This is a genomic window from Chitinophaga sp. LS1, assembly GCF_034274695.1.
GTDB lineage: Bacteria > Bacteroidota > Bacteroidia > Chitinophagales > Chitinophagaceae > Chitinophaga.
In genome coordinates this window covers 859,076-876,983 of sequence record NZ_CP128362.1, presented here as the reverse complement: position 1 = coordinate 876,983, position 17,908 = coordinate 859,076, and the positions used below count along the sequence as shown (strand labels likewise).

The 17,908-nt window shown below is 37.4% G+C and carries 12 protein-coding genes; 9 read left to right on the top strand and 3 right to left on the bottom strand.

Annotation, left to right across the window (positions count from 1 at the left end; genetic code table 11):
• Window positions 1-10: 10 nt before the first annotated feature.
• Both QQL36_RS03560 and QQL36_RS03555 read right to left on the bottom strand, forming a co-directional pair.
• The gene (locus tag QQL36_RS03560) at window positions 11-1,576 is read right to left on the bottom strand and encodes a hypothetical protein (protein WP_321568937.1); all 1,566 of its coding nucleotides are present in this window, start codon (window positions 1,574-1,576) and stop codon (window positions 11-13) included.
• Window positions 1,577-1,849: 273 nt separating this feature from the next.
• On the bottom strand, window positions 1,850-3,124 hold the full coding sequence (locus tag QQL36_RS03555; protein ID WP_321568936.1) for a YdcF family protein: 1,275 nt from the start codon (window positions 3,122-3,124) through the stop codon (window positions 1,850-1,852).
• A gap of 185 nt (window positions 3,125-3,309) precedes the next feature.
• Between QQL36_RS03555 and QQL36_RS03550 the strand changes: the two genes are divergently transcribed.
• From QQL36_RS03550 to QQL36_RS35555, 3 genes are all read left to right on the top strand, one after another.
• Window positions 3,310-5,937, top strand: coding sequence for a glycoside hydrolase family 2 protein (locus tag QQL36_RS03550; protein ID WP_321568935.1), 2,628 nt, complete (start codon window positions 3,310-3,312; stop codon window positions 5,935-5,937).
• A 161-nt stretch (window positions 5,938-6,098) separates the two neighbouring features.
• The gene (locus QQL36_RS03545) at window positions 6,099-8,474 is read left to right on the top strand and encodes a glycoside hydrolase family 2 protein (protein WP_321568934.1); all 2,376 of its coding nucleotides are present in this window, start codon (window positions 6,099-6,101) and stop codon (window positions 8,472-8,474) included.
• Window positions 8,475-8,565: 91 nt separating this feature from the next.
• On the top strand, window positions 8,566-8,685 hold the full coding sequence (locus tag QQL36_RS35555) for an AbiH family protein (protein ID WP_415751051.1): 120 nt from the start codon (window positions 8,566-8,568) through the stop codon (window positions 8,683-8,685).
• A gap of 1,698 nt (window positions 8,686-10,383) precedes the next feature.
• Here QQL36_RS35555 and QQL36_RS03540 read toward each other — a convergent pair.
• Window positions 10,384-11,280 (bottom strand): IS1595 family transposase, encoded by an 897-nt coding sequence (locus tag QQL36_RS03540; protein WP_321568879.1) that lies wholly within the window; start codon window positions 11,278-11,280, stop codon window positions 10,384-10,386.
• A 706-nt stretch (window positions 11,281-11,986) separates the two neighbouring features.
• Here QQL36_RS03540 and QQL36_RS03535 point away from each other — a divergent pair.
• The 6 genes from QQL36_RS03535 to QQL36_RS03510 all read left to right on the top strand — a co-directional run bounded on the left by QQL36_RS03535 (window position 11,987) and on the right by QQL36_RS03510 (window position 17,818).
• Window positions 11,987-12,406: a hypothetical protein gene (locus QQL36_RS03535; RefSeq protein WP_321568933.1), complete on the top strand. Its 420-nt coding sequence runs from the start codon at window positions 11,987-11,989 to the stop codon at window positions 12,404-12,406.
• A gap of 10 nt (window positions 12,407-12,416) precedes the next feature.
• Window positions 12,417-13,040, top strand: a complete 624-nt coding sequence (locus QQL36_RS03530; RefSeq protein ID WP_321568932.1) for a hypothetical protein — start codon at window positions 12,417-12,419, stop codon at window positions 13,038-13,040.
• Window positions 13,041-13,347: 307 nt separating this feature from the next.
• Window positions 13,348-14,394 (top strand): hypothetical protein, encoded by a 1,047-nt coding sequence (locus QQL36_RS03525; RefSeq protein ID WP_321568931.1) that lies wholly within the window; start codon window positions 13,348-13,350, stop codon window positions 14,392-14,394.
• Window positions 14,395-14,583: 189 nt separating this feature from the next.
• Window positions 14,584-15,426: a vWA domain-containing protein gene (locus QQL36_RS03520; RefSeq protein ID WP_321568930.1), complete on the top strand. Its 843-nt coding sequence runs from the start codon at window positions 14,584-14,586 to the stop codon at window positions 15,424-15,426.
• Entirely contained in the window at window positions 15,426-16,175 is a 750-nt protein-coding gene (locus QQL36_RS03515) for a hypothetical protein (RefSeq protein ID WP_321568929.1), read from the top strand. Before QQL36_RS03520 ends, QQL36_RS03515 begins: the two co-directional genes overlap by 1 nt.
• Complete coding sequence (locus QQL36_RS03510; protein ID WP_321568928.1) at window positions 16,175-17,818, top strand: hypothetical protein; 1,644 nt, start codon at window positions 16,175-16,177, stop codon at window positions 17,816-17,818. Before QQL36_RS03515 ends, QQL36_RS03510 begins: the two co-directional genes overlap by 1 nt.
• The last annotated feature ends 90 nt before the right edge of the window (window positions 17,819-17,908 follow it).

Below are 17,908 nucleotides of genomic sequence, written 5' to 3'. Positions count from 1 at the left end.
CAACAGTTTTTTATAAAGTTGCTAATTCCAGATTTTTATTGGTCACCTTGGATCTATAGCTCAATTCCAGGTAGTCAGATAATAGTAAGACAAAAATCAACCCTGTAATCAGTGGGAAAATTTGATATCGCATCACAATTATGTTAGCAAATACGCTAAATGAAAAGTTTAGAATTAACACAGCTGCCAGTAGCATAATGGTCAGGTTAAAAACGCGTGAGGTCTTTTTAAATCCCTTGATCCTTATATAATATATAAGTCCCCATATTCCATATATGTTTACCAGTAAAAAAATGAATGGTAGCATTAATAGAATGTATCCTTGTAATGTTTTTGAAATTACAGTCATTCTTGTGGATGGATAATGAAACCACCAGGCAGCAATCGGCCACATTTCGTCACCACCTAGATTATATAATTCCAGTTTTTCCATTGGAGGGAAAAAGTAGTTTCTTGTATTGATCGATATATAATGCAAGGCAAATTCTACAGGATGCCTTTTTATAATATATAACCCATATTCTCCAAAGAGCGGCGCTGCTTTTGCCCAGGAGCTTACATCCGGATCAGGATAATGCTTCATCATATAAATCTTTAATGGAGCATCCCATTGTTTAATAAAGAAATTCCCAACATAAGAAGAAAGTTCTCTTTTATGTGGTGGAACAGTTCTATAATAAACACGTGCTATTTGATCCAGTTCCGCCATTTGAGGGGTAGGGAAATGTAAAGTATCCTCGTCTACATATTCCCGAAAATATAAAGCATTGTTACCCCATTGCCAGCCACCAAGAATAGGTGGGAATTGGGCAGTGCCACTCATATTCTTTACAGCAGTGGAAACTATTACTATAACCGGTAGTATTAATAATGGTCCTAGAATAATACCTGTAATTTTATTCCAGGTATTTTGCTTGCTTAACAGGAATACCAATGCCGTAATAATAGGGTAGAACAACGCATTATATCTGAAGGTAAATGCTATTAAAAATACAAAAGACAAAATTATAGTATGATGGAGAGCTGGCCTGTTTAATATCCATAATAATTCAGCCAGCCAGATAAGGCTGAGTGCCACAAATAGGCCATCGCTAGCGATGTAATTTGCGAGGTATAAATTAAGTGGATTGAAAAAGAAAAAAATAGCAAGAACAGCCCTTGTTCTTTTGCTGGTCGGGTAGAAATATACAATGGTTTTATAGAAATATAGACCCGCTAATATAATGATAGTATATTGAAAAAAGTTGAGGGCCAGAGCCGAGTAAGTAATATAATGAAACAGCCATAAAAATTTGCTGTATCCAATTGGCCAGATATTCGCATTTAAATGCCTGTAGGCAGCCTCTATATAGCTGTAACTATCAGAAAAAAAATCAGGGTATGGGTAGCATAGTTTAAAGATGATAAACTGTCCGTAAATCAGCAAAATCATAATCCACCGATAGACCCTATTTTCTCCTATGACGAATTGTAGGAATTTTCTGTGGGTTATTTCCTGTCTGGGTAATAATCCTGTATAATGATCTATAGGAGAGAGTGCGTTGGCAGGCGGATCAACTATTGCTTTTTCTCTCATGATATATGGTTTAACAATTTAGGGTTAAAGAACATGCTGTGATTTCTGAACTAAAGGGCTAACCAGTCTGTAAACGCATAGGTAATGCAATGCATGCTGATTGGTAGATTAACGGAATGAAACTACTAATGGTCGAATGAAATGTGATGGCAGTAAATTAGAAATGACAATGCTGCCTGGATAGCATCATAGATCGGGCTAAAACATAGGAAGCCGCTATTTGATAATAGCGGCTTTGTAAATGAGGTTAAAATATTGAATGAAAAACCGCTACTACGGGTCTAAAGGATCTAATGGATCCATCTGTAAACTTTCCATTGTTGGATAAAAGACAGTTTCTTGTGATGATATTTTTTGTTTCTTTTGGTAGGGGAGGTAACCTAATTCCTTTAGGTTTCTGGTATCGAACCTATCATCTGCGATATATCCGGATTGATCACTGGTCGATACACATAGTGCTGGTTTGTTGATTGGAATGTTATATCTGATGATCAAACGGTTCGCGTTTCTGAAATTGGTAGTAGTATGTCTCGCATGAGGTTCTATAATAATGGCCTTTTCCGGAATGTTAAATTTTGTTATCAGGTACTTTTTCATTTCAATCGCTTCACAATATGGCGTGTGAAAAGGATGACAGTATCCACCACTGACAATAATATATGGCGCTAATCCTTTATTATAGCGTTCTGCTGCCAGTTCGCAACGCAATTTTCCACCAAAAGAGAGGGGAACGGAATATAACTCAGGACCTTCACCAGGAACCATGATGACGGAATATTGATATTTACTCCAATCAACTGATTTCACACTTTTTACAGCTTCTTTATTTTCTCCATTTCCCATTGGTTCGAAACGTGCGGCCTCATCTCTGTCATTTGCCTCCATCAGGCGGATAGCTAGTTGTAGCGTAGGCTGGTAAAATAAGGTCATTTCCTGTTGATGAGAATCAAGGAAATTGAATAGGGGTTTTAGCATGTACCGAAAGTATTCCCCATTAACATCATAGCTGATAGAATCAATGGATGGATAACGGAGGTGTTTGCCTAATCCATATTGAGAAATGATGTAATTAGTTCCGTATAGATATTGTCTCCAGGCTTGCTGGAATAAATCAGCGTTAGTTCGATTAATGAATTTTTGATAATTACCGCTCGGTCTTAAATCATTATTGATCAATTTGTCAAATAAGGATGTATTTGATTGGTAAAGATTGCCTAGTACTTGCAAGATGGTTGCAGTGTCTTCCTTGCTCCATATAAAATTTCCGACAGTTGAATCTGCATTCAGGAACATACCATTTTTATAGGCATAAAGATGAATAGAGTCGATTTTGGATTTTAATATATTATTGAGCGTTTTGTTTTCGGCAATTAATTGGTTGATTTTAGGATACCTGGCAAGAGCAGTAAGTAGATAGAAATTCTTGTCACAAAGTATATTCCCTGATTTTATTGGTTGGTAGTTTTTGCTATAGCCATTATTTATTTGTGCCTCTATTTTTAAAAGATGGAATATCAGGAAAAATAGGAGGAGGATTTTCTTTATCATGATTTTATTAGATTAATACCAGGAGTAGTAACTAGCTATTGGCGATTTAAATTGCGTTTATTATTAAAAGGTAACATCCAGTTAACCTCATCCTTGCTTAAAAAATTCCTTAACAGCGTGTTATAAAATACTTGCTATTGCAACTATATGGGTTCTTGAATACTAAATTCAATAATCCAGCTTATATGAAAAGAATGTGCAAGGCGTTTGCTATTGGAGCAATTTTATGTGTTTTAATAGTCTCGGGTTATGCCCAGGGAGGCAATGAATGGAAAATGCAGCCTGTGAGCATCAAAACCCGTTGGGCAAAAGATGTTAATCCTGCCAATGTATTACCAGCCTATCCCCGCCCTCAAATGGTGCGCAATCAATGGGAGAATTTAAATGGCCTTTGGCAGTATGCTATTACTGATAAGGCTGCTGAACGGCCTACGCAGTATCAGGGACAAATATTGGTTCCTTTTCCTATTGAATCTGCACTTTCAGGTCTAAAAAAGCCTTTATTACCCACTCAACGCTTATGGTATAAGAGAAATATAGCCAGGCCTAACCTTAAGAAATGGGAACGGGTTTTACTGCACTTTGGCGCTGTAGATTGGCAGGCAACTGTATATGTAAATGGAAAAGAAGTGGGTGGCCATACAGGAGGATACCAGGAGTTTGCTATTGATATAACAGATGCATTAAAGGCAGGTAATAATGAGTTAGTAGTAGGAGTATTGGATCCTACAGATCAAGGACCTAATCCTCACGGGAAACAAGTTTTACAACCTAAAAATATACTGTATACGGCAAGCAGTGGAATATGGCAGACAGTGTGGATGGAGACGGTACCAGCTACCTACATTGATAATTTGTATATGACGCCTGATGTAGATAACCAGGAACTGAGTTTGAAAGTTAATGTCGATGGCAATAGTAAGGATTATCAGGTAGAAGCTGTAGCTTCTAATGGGAGCATTATAAAAGGTAAACCTGGACAAGATTTGAAATTGCCGGTGAATAATGCTAGGCTATGGAGTCCTGATGATCCCTATTTATATCATCTGAATGTGCGCCTGCTACATAAGGGGAAAATGGTAGATAGTGTTGGCAGTTATTTTGGCATGCGGAAAATTGAAGTCAAAAAGGATGAACAGGGTGTAGAAAGGCTTTTCCTGAATAATAAGTATACCTACCATCTGGGAGTGCTTGATCAGGGATTTTGGCCAGAAGGTCTGTATACGGCGCCTACTGATTCTGCTTTGCAGTTTGATATTATGGCTATCCGGAATATGGGTTTCAATACTATCCGTAAGCATATTAAGATTGAACCAGCCAGGTGGTATTATCATGCTGATAGAATGGGAGTATTAGTATGGCAGGATATGGTGACATGTGCTAATGGGAATGCGGATGCACATGCGGAATTTGAAAAGGAAAATAAAGAGAATATAGCCCAGTTACATAATTATCCAAGTATTGTGATCTGGGTGCTTTTTAATGAGGGTTGGGCCAGGTATGATCAACAACGTTTGACTGAGTGGTTAAAAAGGGCTGATCCTGGTAGGGTAGTGGATGGGCATACAGGAGAAAATTATGATAGAAAATCGCCGGATGATCCAGGAAAAAAATGGATTAGTAGTGATTTAACAGATATTCATGATTATCCGGGGCCTGGTATTGCTCCATATTTAATTGGAAAAGCCCGGGTATTGGGTGAGTGGGGAGGTGTGCGTGTGCCTACACCTAACCATCAGTGGAATGGCGCTGAGGGATGGGGATATATACAAGTACAGGGAGCTGAATTTATGAAGAAGTATCAGTTTATGATGAAGCATTTGAAGATATTTGAAGAGGAGGGACTTTCCGGATCCATTTATACAGAGCCGTTTGATGTAGAGACAGAGGAGAATGGATTAATGACTTATGATAGAGAAATCATCAAAATACCAGCTGAAAAGTTAAGGGAGATCCATACTATGCTTGTGCCCAATGCAAGTCAATATGCGGCAGCCCCTGGTCAGTTTAAGGCCCAGATTGGAGATACAATAGATCACGAAAGAGAATACGCTATCAACCTGGAGGCATATAACAAAGGGAATAGAGATGCTAATTTTCTCCGTAATCTGGCAGAAACAGCTAGCAAGATGAAGGATTTTACGAATGCGGGGAAAATTGGCAATGATTATATCCGACAATTAAAAGAGCCTTATCAAAAAGATGATATCGCATTTATAGATGCATTTACAACCCATATTACTGACCCTGGATTTGCAATTATTAAAAAGCATCCGGAAAAGATAGACGCAGTATTAGGTGCGAAAAGTGCACTTGATAAGTTACAGGGCATCATTTATATAGATGAGATAAAGCCACAAATGGACGCAAATACTGATTGGGAAAAAATAGAAAAGACAATAGTGTCTAAATATGGAGCAACTGGTGAAGAGATAGTATGGAAGGCAAGAACAATTAATTATTTAGATAAAAAGGATTATGAAAAGTTCGCTAATAGTGCTATCCCATATATTGATAAATATGGAGATCATGTCATGTTTTTTGAATTAAATAATTTTGCCTGGGAAGTATTTCAGCATTTGGAAGATACTAATGCGTTGAAGGCGGCGCTTAGTTGGAGTAAACGGACATTACAGGAAGGAGAAGCAATTACTTTTATGGATACATATGCGAATCTCTTGTATAAATTGGGTAAGAAAGATGAAGCCATTTCAGTTGAGGAGAAAGCGGTGAATATGGCTGCGAAAGGAGATAAGCCTTCGTTTCAGGCGAATTTGGATAAAATGAGAAAAGGAGAAAGTACCTGGGAGTAATGCTTGTTGCAATACAACATGGGAGGTCCTAATTAATAGATATTATTAACTTGCCATTAACTGAATTGACACGACAGAATAGTAATTTAGACCGCTCAAAAAAGGATTATAAGGAACTATAATTTTACAATAGAGATTTAATTTCTAGTTTAAATCGAGTTATGAAGAATTTATTATTAGTTTTATTTGCTACTGTTTTATTTGTTGAAGTACATGCACAGGATAGTTGGAAAATGCAACCTGTAAATATCCAAACAAGATGGGCTAAAGAGGTTTCTCCTGAAAATGCACTGAAGGAATATCCAAGGCCTCAGCTGGAGAGAGGACAATGGAATAATTTGAATGGCTTATGGGATTATACAATTACTGGAAAGGATGTAATTGTACCAGAAAAGTATGACGGCAAGATTTTGGTTCCTTATCCATTAGAATCCGCATTATCTGGTGTAAAGAAAATATTGCAACCGGATCAATTGTTATGGTATAAGAGAAAATTTGAAAGACCGAGTGCAGAAAAGGTACTATTACATTTTGGTGCAGTAGATTTTCAGGCAACTGTTTATGTAAATGGTAAGGAAGTAGGGGGGCATAGTGGTGGATATGAAGCCTTTACAATAGATATTACGAATGCTTTAAAGGCTGGAGAGAATGAGCTAATCGTGAAAGTATACGATCCTACAGAAAGGGGGATAGGCCCACATGGAAAACAGGTATTGAATCCACAGGGCATATATTATACACCAACATCCGGTATCTGGCAGACGGTGTGGTTAGAAGTTGTTCCCAAGACTTATATTGAGGGATTGGTAATGACGCCTGATATTGATAAAGGGGTTTTAAATATTAAGGTGAATGCTCCAGCAGGTGCATCAGTAGAGGTGACTGCACAAGATGGAGATGCAATAGTGAGTAAAGTAAAAGGTAAGGCTGGTGTGAATTTGCAGCTGCCAGTTAAGAATGCTAAATTATGGTCACCTGAATCTCCGTACTTATATAATCTCACAGTTAAACTATTAAAAGGAACAAAGACTACTGATGAAGTAAAAAGTTATTTTGGAATGCGGAAGATCTCAATTGCGAAGGATGATAAAGGGATCGATCGCATTTTCTTAAATAACAAACCTTATTTCAATTTAGGAACCCTGGATCAGGGCTTCTGGCCTGATGGATTGTATACCGCTCCTACGGATGAAGCCCTGAAATTTGACATTGAAGCAATTAAAGCGATGGGCTTTAATACAATCAGAAAACACATTAAAATTGAGCCTGCCAGGTGGTACTATCATGCGGATAAGATTGGAATGTTAGTCTGGCAGGATTTTGTAAATCCTAACCAGGGATTACCAGAAGGTTCAAAAGCAGAATTTGAAAAGGAGAGTAAGGAGATTTTAGAGCAATTGCATAATTATCCTGGTATTGTGACCTGGGTATTATTTAATGAACAATGGGGTAGTTATGATCAGGAAAGACTGACTAAATGGGTAAAATCAACTGATCCGAGCCGCATAGTGAATGGACATACAGGAGAATATATTTTTATAAATGAAAATGAGACTAAAACAGGACAGGACAATTGGGTAGCTAGTGATATGACAGATGTACATTCCTATCCAAATCCAATGAATTCACCTGCGCAACCTGGGAAAGCGAGAATAGTAGGAGAATTTGGAGGAATTGGTGTATTTATCCCTGATCATCAATGGAACCCTATGAATGCCTGGGGATATATACAGGAAAAACCAGCAGCGCTGAAGGCTAAGTATACTATCATGGCGCAACACCTGCGATTATTAGAAGAGCAAGGATTGAGCGGATCAATTTATACACAACCATTTGATGTAGAGGGTGAGCAAAATGGACTGATTACTTATGATAGAGAAGTAGTGAAAATTCCATTTGAGGATTTAAGAAAAATTCATGCGCCTTTAAATCCTGCAATAGGAACTATACCCATGGTTACAGCAAAAAATGCAGATTTAACAGACCCGGCTATGGTGTATAGTCAGATGTTGGAAGAATATATAAATGGTAAGCGGGAGCCAGCTTTTTTAAAGAAGTTAGCAATGGCTGCTAACCAGGTAGGTGATAAGCCTGGTGCAGAAAATGCTGGTACAGAATATATTGCTTCCTTACATGAACCATTAAGTGAAGAAGATTTGATGGCTATCAGTCAGTTTGCCAAATCCTCCAGGGATGCAGGATTTGCGTATATGAATAACCATCCTGATGTATTTAAGAAGATGTTAGGTGAGCGTCAGTATGCCGTAAATATGATGAATATGATTTACAAAGGCACAATAGAACCAATGACGAAAGCAGTTAAACCAGATTGGGATGGTATTGAAACAGCCATTAAACCATATGGTGCCCCAGGTGAGGAAATGTATTTGAGAGCGAGAACGATATATTATCTAAACAAGCAAGATTGGGAGGAATTTGTACCAGTGGCCACCGCTTATATGAATAAGTATGGTGATCATATTCGTGCGGAAGAAAAAGAGACATTTCAAAATGCCATTAATAAGACAAAGCAGTAAGAAGCTATTATATGTTGAATTGGAAAAAGAGACAACAGGCCTGTAATGGGCCTGTTGTCGTTTTATAGATAAATTAGTAATTAATTATAGAATGAATCGATTGATTATCGTCGGTAATGGGTTTGACCTTGCACATAAGATGCCTACAGGTTATAACGATTTTATCCTTAGTTACAGTAGACCTATGCCACAGGTTAAAATTTATAATTAATTTGAACTGGAAATGATGCTGCAGGGGATTGAGTTAACTTGTATTGTTTTTCTTTTATAATCACATCTCCAGCTTCGTTTTTGGAATTCTGTTATTCTCCCTTCATAATATTTTTTAGAGTGGCGCTCAATTTTATGGCTTTCATTTATTGGTTGAATTGTGTATTTATTTTACCAGTTTAAATGTTACGACTATGAAAAAAAATAGAATTGTATTATTAATTCTTTCAGTGGTTGTCGGAATAGGAAGTGCAATAGGTGCTAAATCTGTTTGGGCGAAGAAGAAACGGATACCACCATATTATGTGTATACCTGGAATGGCAATTATCATTTATATCCATGTTGTTATCAATTTGGGCTATCAGGATGTGCAACTGTTTTTAATAATAATTTTTATTACTCAGATGGGAGTAAGCTGGTACATTTAGATCCAGGCACCAGGTTGACTATATGTCCATAAGAGTGGTAATTAGGTGATATATCAATTATTTATCGAGACTGTAAAATTTCCTGTGTTAATGGCCTATGGTAGTGAATTATCTCAATAGACCTAAAAACCGGGGAAGGCGCTGCTGCCGCGCCATTCCCCCTTCCCCATCCCGGCAGGGTTTCAAACAATGGGGAAGGAGTTTACACAAAATATTTTACACTCCCTATTTATCAGAACATGATATTGTTAAAATTGAATATATAGTATTCTTTTCTTGGAAATAGTATGCTTGCGTTGCTGTCTCCTAATTGAAAACCTATATCAGTATGTAAATTTGGCATTACAGAACTGTATTTTGCTATGAAATTGCTATGCTTGATTTTGTTGATCCTTATAGCAGGATGTTCTGCAGTGCCTCCAAATGTGCCCAGGATTACCATACCTGAACCCAGTGATCAGAATTCTATGGACACAATATTTTTTATAAATGAGAAGCCAATCGGAGCGTATTGTTAGTCCTGTCTTTTAATAATTGTTAAGCGGGTGTGTGATAAGCATGCCCGCTTTTTCTGTTACTGGTATTCAATAGAATTATTTCTTATCAATTTTTGTTAAAATTGAACAAATATGATAGGTTCAATATCATTTCCCCCTAAACTCGTTTGCTCATTGTATCCAAAGTTATGAAAAGAGCTTAATCTTGTGTCCTGGCAAATGTAGCAGTTCCAGTACTTGCTAATCAGTAAAACTATGATACCGATAATTGGAAATAACAGTGCTGCATATCGAATAGTAAATATGGTTACTATAAGTAAAGCCTGGGTAAAAATGAGGTAAATCTGAGGACGTTTTATAATATACAATAATTGGCAGATCCAGCAAATTGTCAGACTACAGAAAAGTATGTCGGACATGATATGGTTACAACTAAAAATAAATAAAGGATTAAAGAACAAAAAGATAAAAAGTATTAAGGTAGTCCATTTACCCAATTTAAGAATAGTTCGAATAGTGAAAAAGAAATAAAGTAAGGAAGTTTGGAGAATTAGGTATTGTAAGGAAACTAATAAAGTAGGAGAGTGGGAGATTTGACCAGCCAGGTGAATGAATTTGGAATATCCAATTGGCCAGAGCCCAGCATTTGCATTTTGGAATGCAGCTGCTATGTAAATATAAGAGTCCATGGTAATAAATGGATACTTATAAAAGGATTTAAAGACGATCCAGATTATTAAAGAGGATATGATGGCAGTTATAAAATAATAGAATTACCCATTTAGCTCTCGTAAAGTTAAAAATAAAGGAGCAGCAGCAACCATCCTGGATAAAAGTTTGTGCATTATACTGCCCAAATGATTTCTTCTGTTAAATCGGAAATGAAATTCATTTAAGTATGCCTGCATATGATTTTCAGAAACACGATGATGAATGCCTCTTAACCAACCTTTAAAATTCATGATATGAGTATGTAAATGAGGGAAATTTTTGCCATTACCAGATTCTACTTGCTCCAACCGTGGAAATATAGTCTTTAGTGGAGCATAAGCTGTCCAGCCATCTGTCACTACCCGTGATTTTTTATCGATGTGTTTTTCCATAAATGGCTGAAACGATGTAGAGCTGTAATTCTCTATGCATTGGGCATACGCTCTGCCAGTCTTTCTATTTCGGCATACTTTTTCAACTGCTATCAGGATAATTTTTCGATCTCCTTTAGCCCGACCTTGATTCCCTTCCTCCTTGCCACCAATCACAAATTCATCTACCTCTACACGACCTTGTAATGGAAACTGTTCACTACTTTGCATGCCCTCCTGCACTTTGCGCTTAAAATACCAGGCACTTGTTTGACGGATGCCATATTCCCTGCTTATTTCGCAACTTGACATCCCCTTTTTACTTACACTCAAACGGAAACAAATCTGAAAAGCTGTCAGCAAACTGAATTTTACTTTATGAAACAATGTCCCTGCTGTGGGGGACTCATTATAATTGCAAGCGTGACAACGTCTATCAAGCCACCTTTTACCTTTCCACCACATTTCTCCACCACACTTCTTACAACGAAACCCTTGCTGCCACTTCAACTCTGCAAGGTATTGTAAACACGATTCTGCATCTGGAAAATGTCTTTTAAAACTTTCAATTGTGACGCCCCTAAACATAGTTTTTTTTATAAAGCTATGATAGCACTACGCCGTATATTTGCGTAACGACCCGTAAATGGGTAATTCTATAAAATAAATTTTGTTTTGTCGTATAGCCTGCGGTGGAATATTATGAGGGACTACCATCTTTACTAGTATTTAGGTGAAATTAAATATCAAATTGATAGATTACTTTGGAGATAGCGTTTTTCCATGATAAATAGGTGTACATCTGGTTTTATTTCCGCTTACACTTAGCATAGTTATTTATTCGGGGGAAGTTTTGAAATGTGTTTTATAACCAAATTGAAAATAGCAAGTTTGTTATGAAAGACATAGATTCGGCAAATGAATATAAGCAATGGGTGACCAGAATGTTTAAATTTCTTGAAAGTATGAATACGGTGTAGGAAATAAATTCAAACTCCTGTTAAGTAGAATATTTCGAGAAACCCCCATATTAGAATAAGTAATAAAAAATACAAGTGTCCGAAAAAATACCTGAATAATCTTATAACGAATTTTCATTGAGACCGGTTGATTAATTGTTGCTATAGAAGTCAGGAAGCATTATCGAACTATGCATACCAGATTAGTTTATATTATTTCCTTATTGAATGTAAAGCCGATCAGAATAGCATTTGGGGCAACAGATTCCATGTTATAAAAAAATATTTTAGGCAACTATGATCAGTAATATTTTCTGATTATTAAACTAATCAAAATGGAAAATCAGCATCGTAGTACTAGTATAAATATTTCAGGTGTTCATAATTCAACCGTCGTTCTTGGAAATAATAATTATGTACAGGCCTCTGTACGATTGTCGAATGTAATCGAGTCTGAAATAAATTCAAATGATCAGGTGTGGAAACAGGTGATTGAAGAGATGAATAAGTTGCAGACAATTATAAAAGAACTTCCCGATGAGCATGAAGAGGTGAGGGATACCTCGCTTATCCCTGCAGTGAGCCAGGCAAAGAAAATGGCAAAAGAAATAGCAGATAATCCCGCGCAACCTAAAAAAAGATTCACAGATAGGCTAAAAGATATTCTGGACATTACCTCCAAAGTAACAGAGGTAGGTACCAGGGTATACCCTTTTATAACAACAATCACTAAGTTGTTAGGAATTTCTATTTAACTCAATATTTATGATGCCTGTAAAAGGAATAGAGGAGGTAAAGATTAAATGGCTGAGTATTGAAAGGAACAGATTTAAATTGTACGGCTTTCTGTTATATACTGGTTGTGATGAGGTGTTGGTTCGATATATGGAAGAAGGAATTTACGACCTGGATAATATATCGGGAAATGACTGTGCAATTTTTCTGATCGAGCCACCTACAGTAAGGTGGCTGGATTATACTCAGAAGATAAATCACCCCTGGAGAGATTGCTTCTATAATGACGGTAGTAATGCGACGACCCCGCCAGATGGTTGTTTTACCCAACCAGGTAGGACACTCCAACCAGGAGATATACAAAAGCTGGTAGAAAATGTCGACAATTCAATAATAGTAATAGGTGACAATGTCCGGGTAAATGGGGGACGTTTATTAAATCCTGACTTTAATATGTTGTATAACAGGTCTGATGCATATGATGTAATTCGCTATTTCAATATGGAATATAGCGAGGTACCCTGTCTTATTTTCTTTAAGGACCTTGACGAAAAAGTAATATGGAAGCACCCGTTAGCTAATTTTACAGATATTTCGCAATTGAGGACTTATTTCAGGAAGTTCTTTGGATCTGAAGAGTATAAATATTATTGAATTCCCATTACTAACATGCACTATGGAAAAAGTAAATTTAAATAGTACTGTCGAGAATTCATTTTCCGCATCCCTTCAGGGACTTCTTCCTGAACATATAAGAAAGGATTATCTAACAAAGTGGATTTTTCTGTATACTCAAAGGGAGCATGCGGAGAATGAAAAATATGATCGACGTCAGCATATATTTTATGAGTTTCTTTATCACCGTGTGCATAAATGTGTCACGTACTACTGGACTGCATTGCTTTATATAGGTCGGTTACATAAGGTGTCGAGCCTTGTTTTAAGAGATCTGGAACTTGCCATGGAGCCAACCAATGTTCGGGAAACGGTGAAGTTAAATATTGATAACTGGAGGAGGGTACTGCCTGATGCCACCGATGAAACACTTTCGGATACTTTTGTGGAGATATTGAGCCTGAAAAAAATCGAGCAAAGTAAGACTGTTAAAAAAGCGGAAGATATGTGGAGGATGTGGAGAAATGAGGCCAGTGTGCTATTTCAAAGAACTCAGGATTACGCCCGTAATGATAGAAGCATAAGAGGATATAGTGTAAGAGATTGGGAAATACCCCGTGATATGCTGGCATTATTATCCTATAGTTATTCCGGCGGGGGATTATATGAAAGGTTAAGAAAGGATGGTGTTCCTTTACAGGATGAATCAGGGGATCCGGCTACGTTGCTTTTATTAAAACTTGTAAATCTTTCAGGCAATGAATTACAATCATTAGAAAATATTATTAATACAGAACGAGCAACACTCTTACAAAAAATGTATGCCCCAGCCCAGATCGCAGCACAGGAATATCTGATTTTAAGGTTTAAGGATAAGGACCCTTTCAACCCTTATTATGTATTGGGCCTTCCTCCTGACAGGTATTTGAAAAAGTTGTATTCTTCCTGCCGGCTTCCGGATAATACTTATTTTTATTTCGCTCAAAACTGGATGGACTCTCTGGAACCAATTGTTTCTTACTATGTGATGCATGAGATTCCGAATGACATGTCATCGTCTGTGGTAGATGTGTATTGTAGAAGTATTGATTCTACAATAAAACGGAAGTGGGTTTCATTTGATAATCAGCAATTATTGAGGGATCAGCATATTCATCAGTTTTTGTTTGAACGGGAATGGATATCTCCTTATGTAACGAGTGTTGTCAATAAATCAGAAAAGACAGATGAAGATAGAGAGATGGTATTTTACATTGAGAGTATTATCAGGTTGTTATCTGCTGTGGTTAGGATACTGAACTCTCTGGGATATGATCTGAATATGCCGGTTAGGGAAAGATTGTTTCTTTTATTAAAAAATATTTTTGAGAATAAGAGATTTGAAGAATGGTAGTATTTTCAAAATACCAACTAGTTGGTATTGGTCAATTTCTACTTCAATCAATCTTTAAATTTTATTGGAGTAGAAATTGGGAGAGGTTTTTCTATTTATGATAATTTTACTATATTTAAGGGCATTGTTGACAATTCCTCGATATGAATATTGATGTTATCAGCCTATTACCATAAACATTAACTCAAAATGGCATATAAAGCAGAAATCAGCAGAAACAACCCAAGTTGCTTTCTTTTCATCATAGACCAGTCAGGTTCTATGTCCGACAAATACGTTAGTATCGGAAAACCCAAATCAGAAGCACTTTCAGACGTAATCAACAGAATGTTGCAACAGCTTGTAATAAAGTGTGCTAAGTCAGAGGGCGTTCGGGATTATTATCATGTTGGCGTAATTGGCTATGGTGCAAATGGAGTGGGTGCAGCTTTCAGTGGCAATCTGGCAGGAAAAAAACTGGTCCCTGTTTCTGCCATCGCTAATAACCCGGCACGAATTGAAGAACGAACTAAAAAAGTTTCAGATGGTGCAGGTGGCTTAATTGACACGACGGTTAAGTTCCCAATTTGGTTTGATCCAACTGCAAATGGTGGAACACCCATGACTGAAGCATTTAGGCAAGCTAACATCATTATTTCAGGTTGGTTAAGAGAACATCCTCATTGCTTTCCACCTGTTGTAATTCATATAACAGACGGAGAGAGCACAGACGGTAACCCAACTGATGAAATGAAAAAATTGACTGCTCAAACATCAAATGATGGAAATGTGATTTTGTTCAATCTGCACACCCATGCAAGAAGCACCAACCCAATTTCATTTCCGGGGCCAGAAGCTCAATTGCCAGACCAATATGCTGAGATGCTTTTTAATGGGGCTTCTGCTTTGCCCGATTTTATGCGAAATGTTGCAGGAAAGGAGTTTGGGCTGAATTTATCGGATGGAGCAAAAGCATTTGTTCTGAATGGAGATATTGATTTAATCATTACAGCCATAGAAATTGGGACAAGACCGAGCTTACAATTAAGATAATGCTGCAATGTCATTTCAAAAGTATATCCTTACCTAAGCTCGGAAATTCACCAGATGAAAACGAGGACAACATTCTGGAGCCGGGAAAATTAGAAACTAGATCAGACACACTTATCCGGTTTGCTATTGCTGACGGAGCCACAGAATCTTCTTTCTCAAAAGAATGGTCAGACTTACTGGTAAGTGCATATAAGGATAAGCCCTTTGACAAAATTCGTTTACCTGATACGATAAAAGCAATTGCTGAAAACTGGCAATCGATGGTTAACGCCATTGAATTGCCATGGTATGCGCAACAAAAAGCTGAAAATGGAGCATTTGCAACCTTTCTTGGCTTGACTATAGATAGGGAGGAAATGTCTTTTGAAGTGATAGCCATTGGTGATTGTACGCTTTTTCTAATAAGAAATGATGAATTGCATTTTTCGTTTCCTGTTTCATCTGTTGAAGATTTTAATAACACACCCAATTTGATTGCAAGCAATGATAAATATCAAACTGATTTAGAGAAAAATGTCATTTACCATAACGACAATATCTTACCAGGTGATATTATGCTGTTGGCAACAGATGCTATGGCAGCGTGGATTTTAAAACAGAAAAATCGTCATCAAAAATTGAAGAAAAGGTTGATTGACCAATTTGAAAAACAGGATGAAAAGCCATTTGAAGAATGGTTGAACAAACAACGGGCGACAAGGAGCATTAAAAATGATGACGTCACACTTTTAATGATAAAATTTGAGTGATGCTTCCAAGAGGAGATGAATATAATGTAGCAATTCAAAACCCACGAATTGCATTTACTGATACCGACCTTAAAAATGGTTCGGTAGAAACTACACCCCTGGGATTACCTAAACCCTACTCAGGTGGTTCTACGATCACTTACAAATTATCAAATCATCAGGGAGCGTGGGCAGTAAGGTGTTTCCACAGAGATATGCAAGACCTGCAGCGGCGTTATCAATCTATTGGGAATTTCCTGTCGAAAAGCCCGTCTTCTTATTTTGTGGATGCCAGATATTTGTCTGAGGGAATAAAAATAAATGGTAAGGGTTATCCAATTATCAAAATGAGTTGGCTGGAAGGTGAGCCATTAAACATATATCTGGATAAAGCATATAATCAAAGAGCTAAAGTAGAAAGGCTTCTCTCCGATTTTGTTCAACTGATCAGTGAACTGGAAAGATTTGGCATTGCACATGGTGACCTGCAACATGGAAACATTTTAGTTAAGAATGATAAACTCCATTTGATTGATTATGATGGCATGTATTTTCCGGAACTGGCGTCGCTAAGGACAAACGAAATCGGGCATATAAATTATCAGCATCCAGGTCGTTCTGCCTTGCATTATAATCAATATATAGATAGGTTTTCCGCGATTGTTATTTACATCGGGTTGAAAGCAATTTCTTTAAAGCCCTCTCTCTGGAGTAAATACGAAAATGGAGAAAATATTTTATTCCGCAGTCAGGACTATGCCGACCTTCAGCAGTCTGCTCTTATTCAGGATTTATTATCCATCCCTGAAATTAAAACCTTAGTTGAACGGCTGATCGGTTGTTGCTATTTAGATATTGGTCAGGTTCCTTCATTGCAGGACTTTCTTTCCGGTAATTTCAGCTATAATAAAAGTTCGGTTGGAACAATTAACATTACAAGAAGCCAATACGAAATTATTGATGCTGCTAAAAAAGGTAGCCTGCTGGAACATTTTGGCGAAAAGATTGAAGTTGTTGGAAAGATATCAGGGAAATATTTAGGTTCAACTTCCCTTGGGGCGCCTTATATGTTTCTCAATTTTGGACCTTTTCCACATCAGACATTTACACTTGTCATCTGGCAGGAGGGAATTGCAACCCTTACAGCAAAGGGAATGTCACCGGTATCTTTGGTTGGGAAGTATGTAAGTGTGACAGGGGTAATTACTAGTTATAATGGTAACCCACAAATGATTATTGAACAGCCGACACAAATTCAAATATTGGCAAATGAAGGTGAAGTCAATCAAAGACTGAGGCAGCAGCCTATAGGTACTGCTGTTCCAACCCCACCACAACCTAGGAGGGTTATTGACAAGGAAGCGGATGTTTTTAATTCGCTTTATAAAGATAAGACTGTTTACACGCCGCCTAAACCGATCGTAACGCCACCGCCAAAGCCGGTAGCTACACAGCCGGCAACAACTTATAAACCGCCAGCTACTACCTATAGCAGTGCTAGTTCGACTAATAATAGCAATAACAATGGGTGTATCGTTCCAATAATATTTGCATTTTTGGGATTAATTGTATTCGGTGCTGCATCAGAGGGGAAACTTTGGTTCATTGGGGTAATTGTGGGCGGATTTGTTGGTGCCTGGGTTCAAAGTTGGTTTAAATCGTGAGTTGGATTTCCTGGAAAAAGTAAGGAAACAGTAACACCCTGTACGTAGGAATGTTACTGCTCCTTATTCCGTTGAGCTTGGGGGATTTAA

What these genes read in the sequence shown, in the direction of transcription:
- QQL36_RS03560 (WP_321568937.1), bottom strand. Translation starts at nt 1,576, where the DNA reads ATGAGAGAAAAAGCAATAGTTGATCCGCCTGCCAACGCACTCTCTCCT.
- QQL36_RS03555 (WP_321568936.1), bottom strand. Translation starts at nt 3,124, where the DNA reads ATGATAAAGAAAATCCTCCTCCTATTTTTCCTGATATTCCATCTTTTA.
- QQL36_RS03550 (WP_321568935.1), top strand. Translation starts at nt 3,310, where the DNA reads ATGAAAAGAATGTGCAAGGCGTTTGCTATTGGAGCAATTTTATGTGTT.
- QQL36_RS03545 (WP_321568934.1), top strand. Translation starts at nt 6,099, where the DNA reads ATGAAGAATTTATTATTAGTTTTATTTGCTACTGTTTTATTTGTTGAA.
- QQL36_RS35555 (WP_415751051.1), top strand. Translation starts at nt 8,566, where the DNA reads ATGAATCGATTGATTATCGTCGGTAATGGGTTTGACCTTGCACATAAG.
- QQL36_RS03540 (WP_321568879.1), bottom strand. Translation starts at nt 11,280, where the DNA reads ATGTTTAGGGGCGTCACAATTGAAAGTTTTAAAAGACATTTTCCAGAT.
- QQL36_RS03535 (WP_321568933.1), top strand. Translation starts at nt 11,987, where the DNA reads ATGGAAAATCAGCATCGTAGTACTAGTATAAATATTTCAGGTGTTCAT.
- QQL36_RS03530 (WP_321568932.1), top strand. Translation starts at nt 12,417, where the DNA reads ATGATGCCTGTAAAAGGAATAGAGGAGGTAAAGATTAAATGGCTGAGT.
- QQL36_RS03525 (WP_321568931.1), top strand. Translation starts at nt 13,348, where the DNA reads ATGGAGCCAACCAATGTTCGGGAAACGGTGAAGTTAAATATTGATAAC.
- QQL36_RS03520 (WP_321568930.1), top strand. Translation starts at nt 14,584, where the DNA reads ATGGCATATAAAGCAGAAATCAGCAGAAACAACCCAAGTTGCTTTCTT.
- QQL36_RS03515 (WP_321568929.1), top strand. Translation starts at nt 15,426, where the DNA reads ATGCTGCAATGTCATTTCAAAAGTATATCCTTACCTAAGCTCGGAAAT.
- QQL36_RS03510 (WP_321568928.1), top strand. Translation starts at nt 16,175, where the DNA reads ATGCTTCCAAGAGGAGATGAATATAATGTAGCAATTCAAAACCCACGA.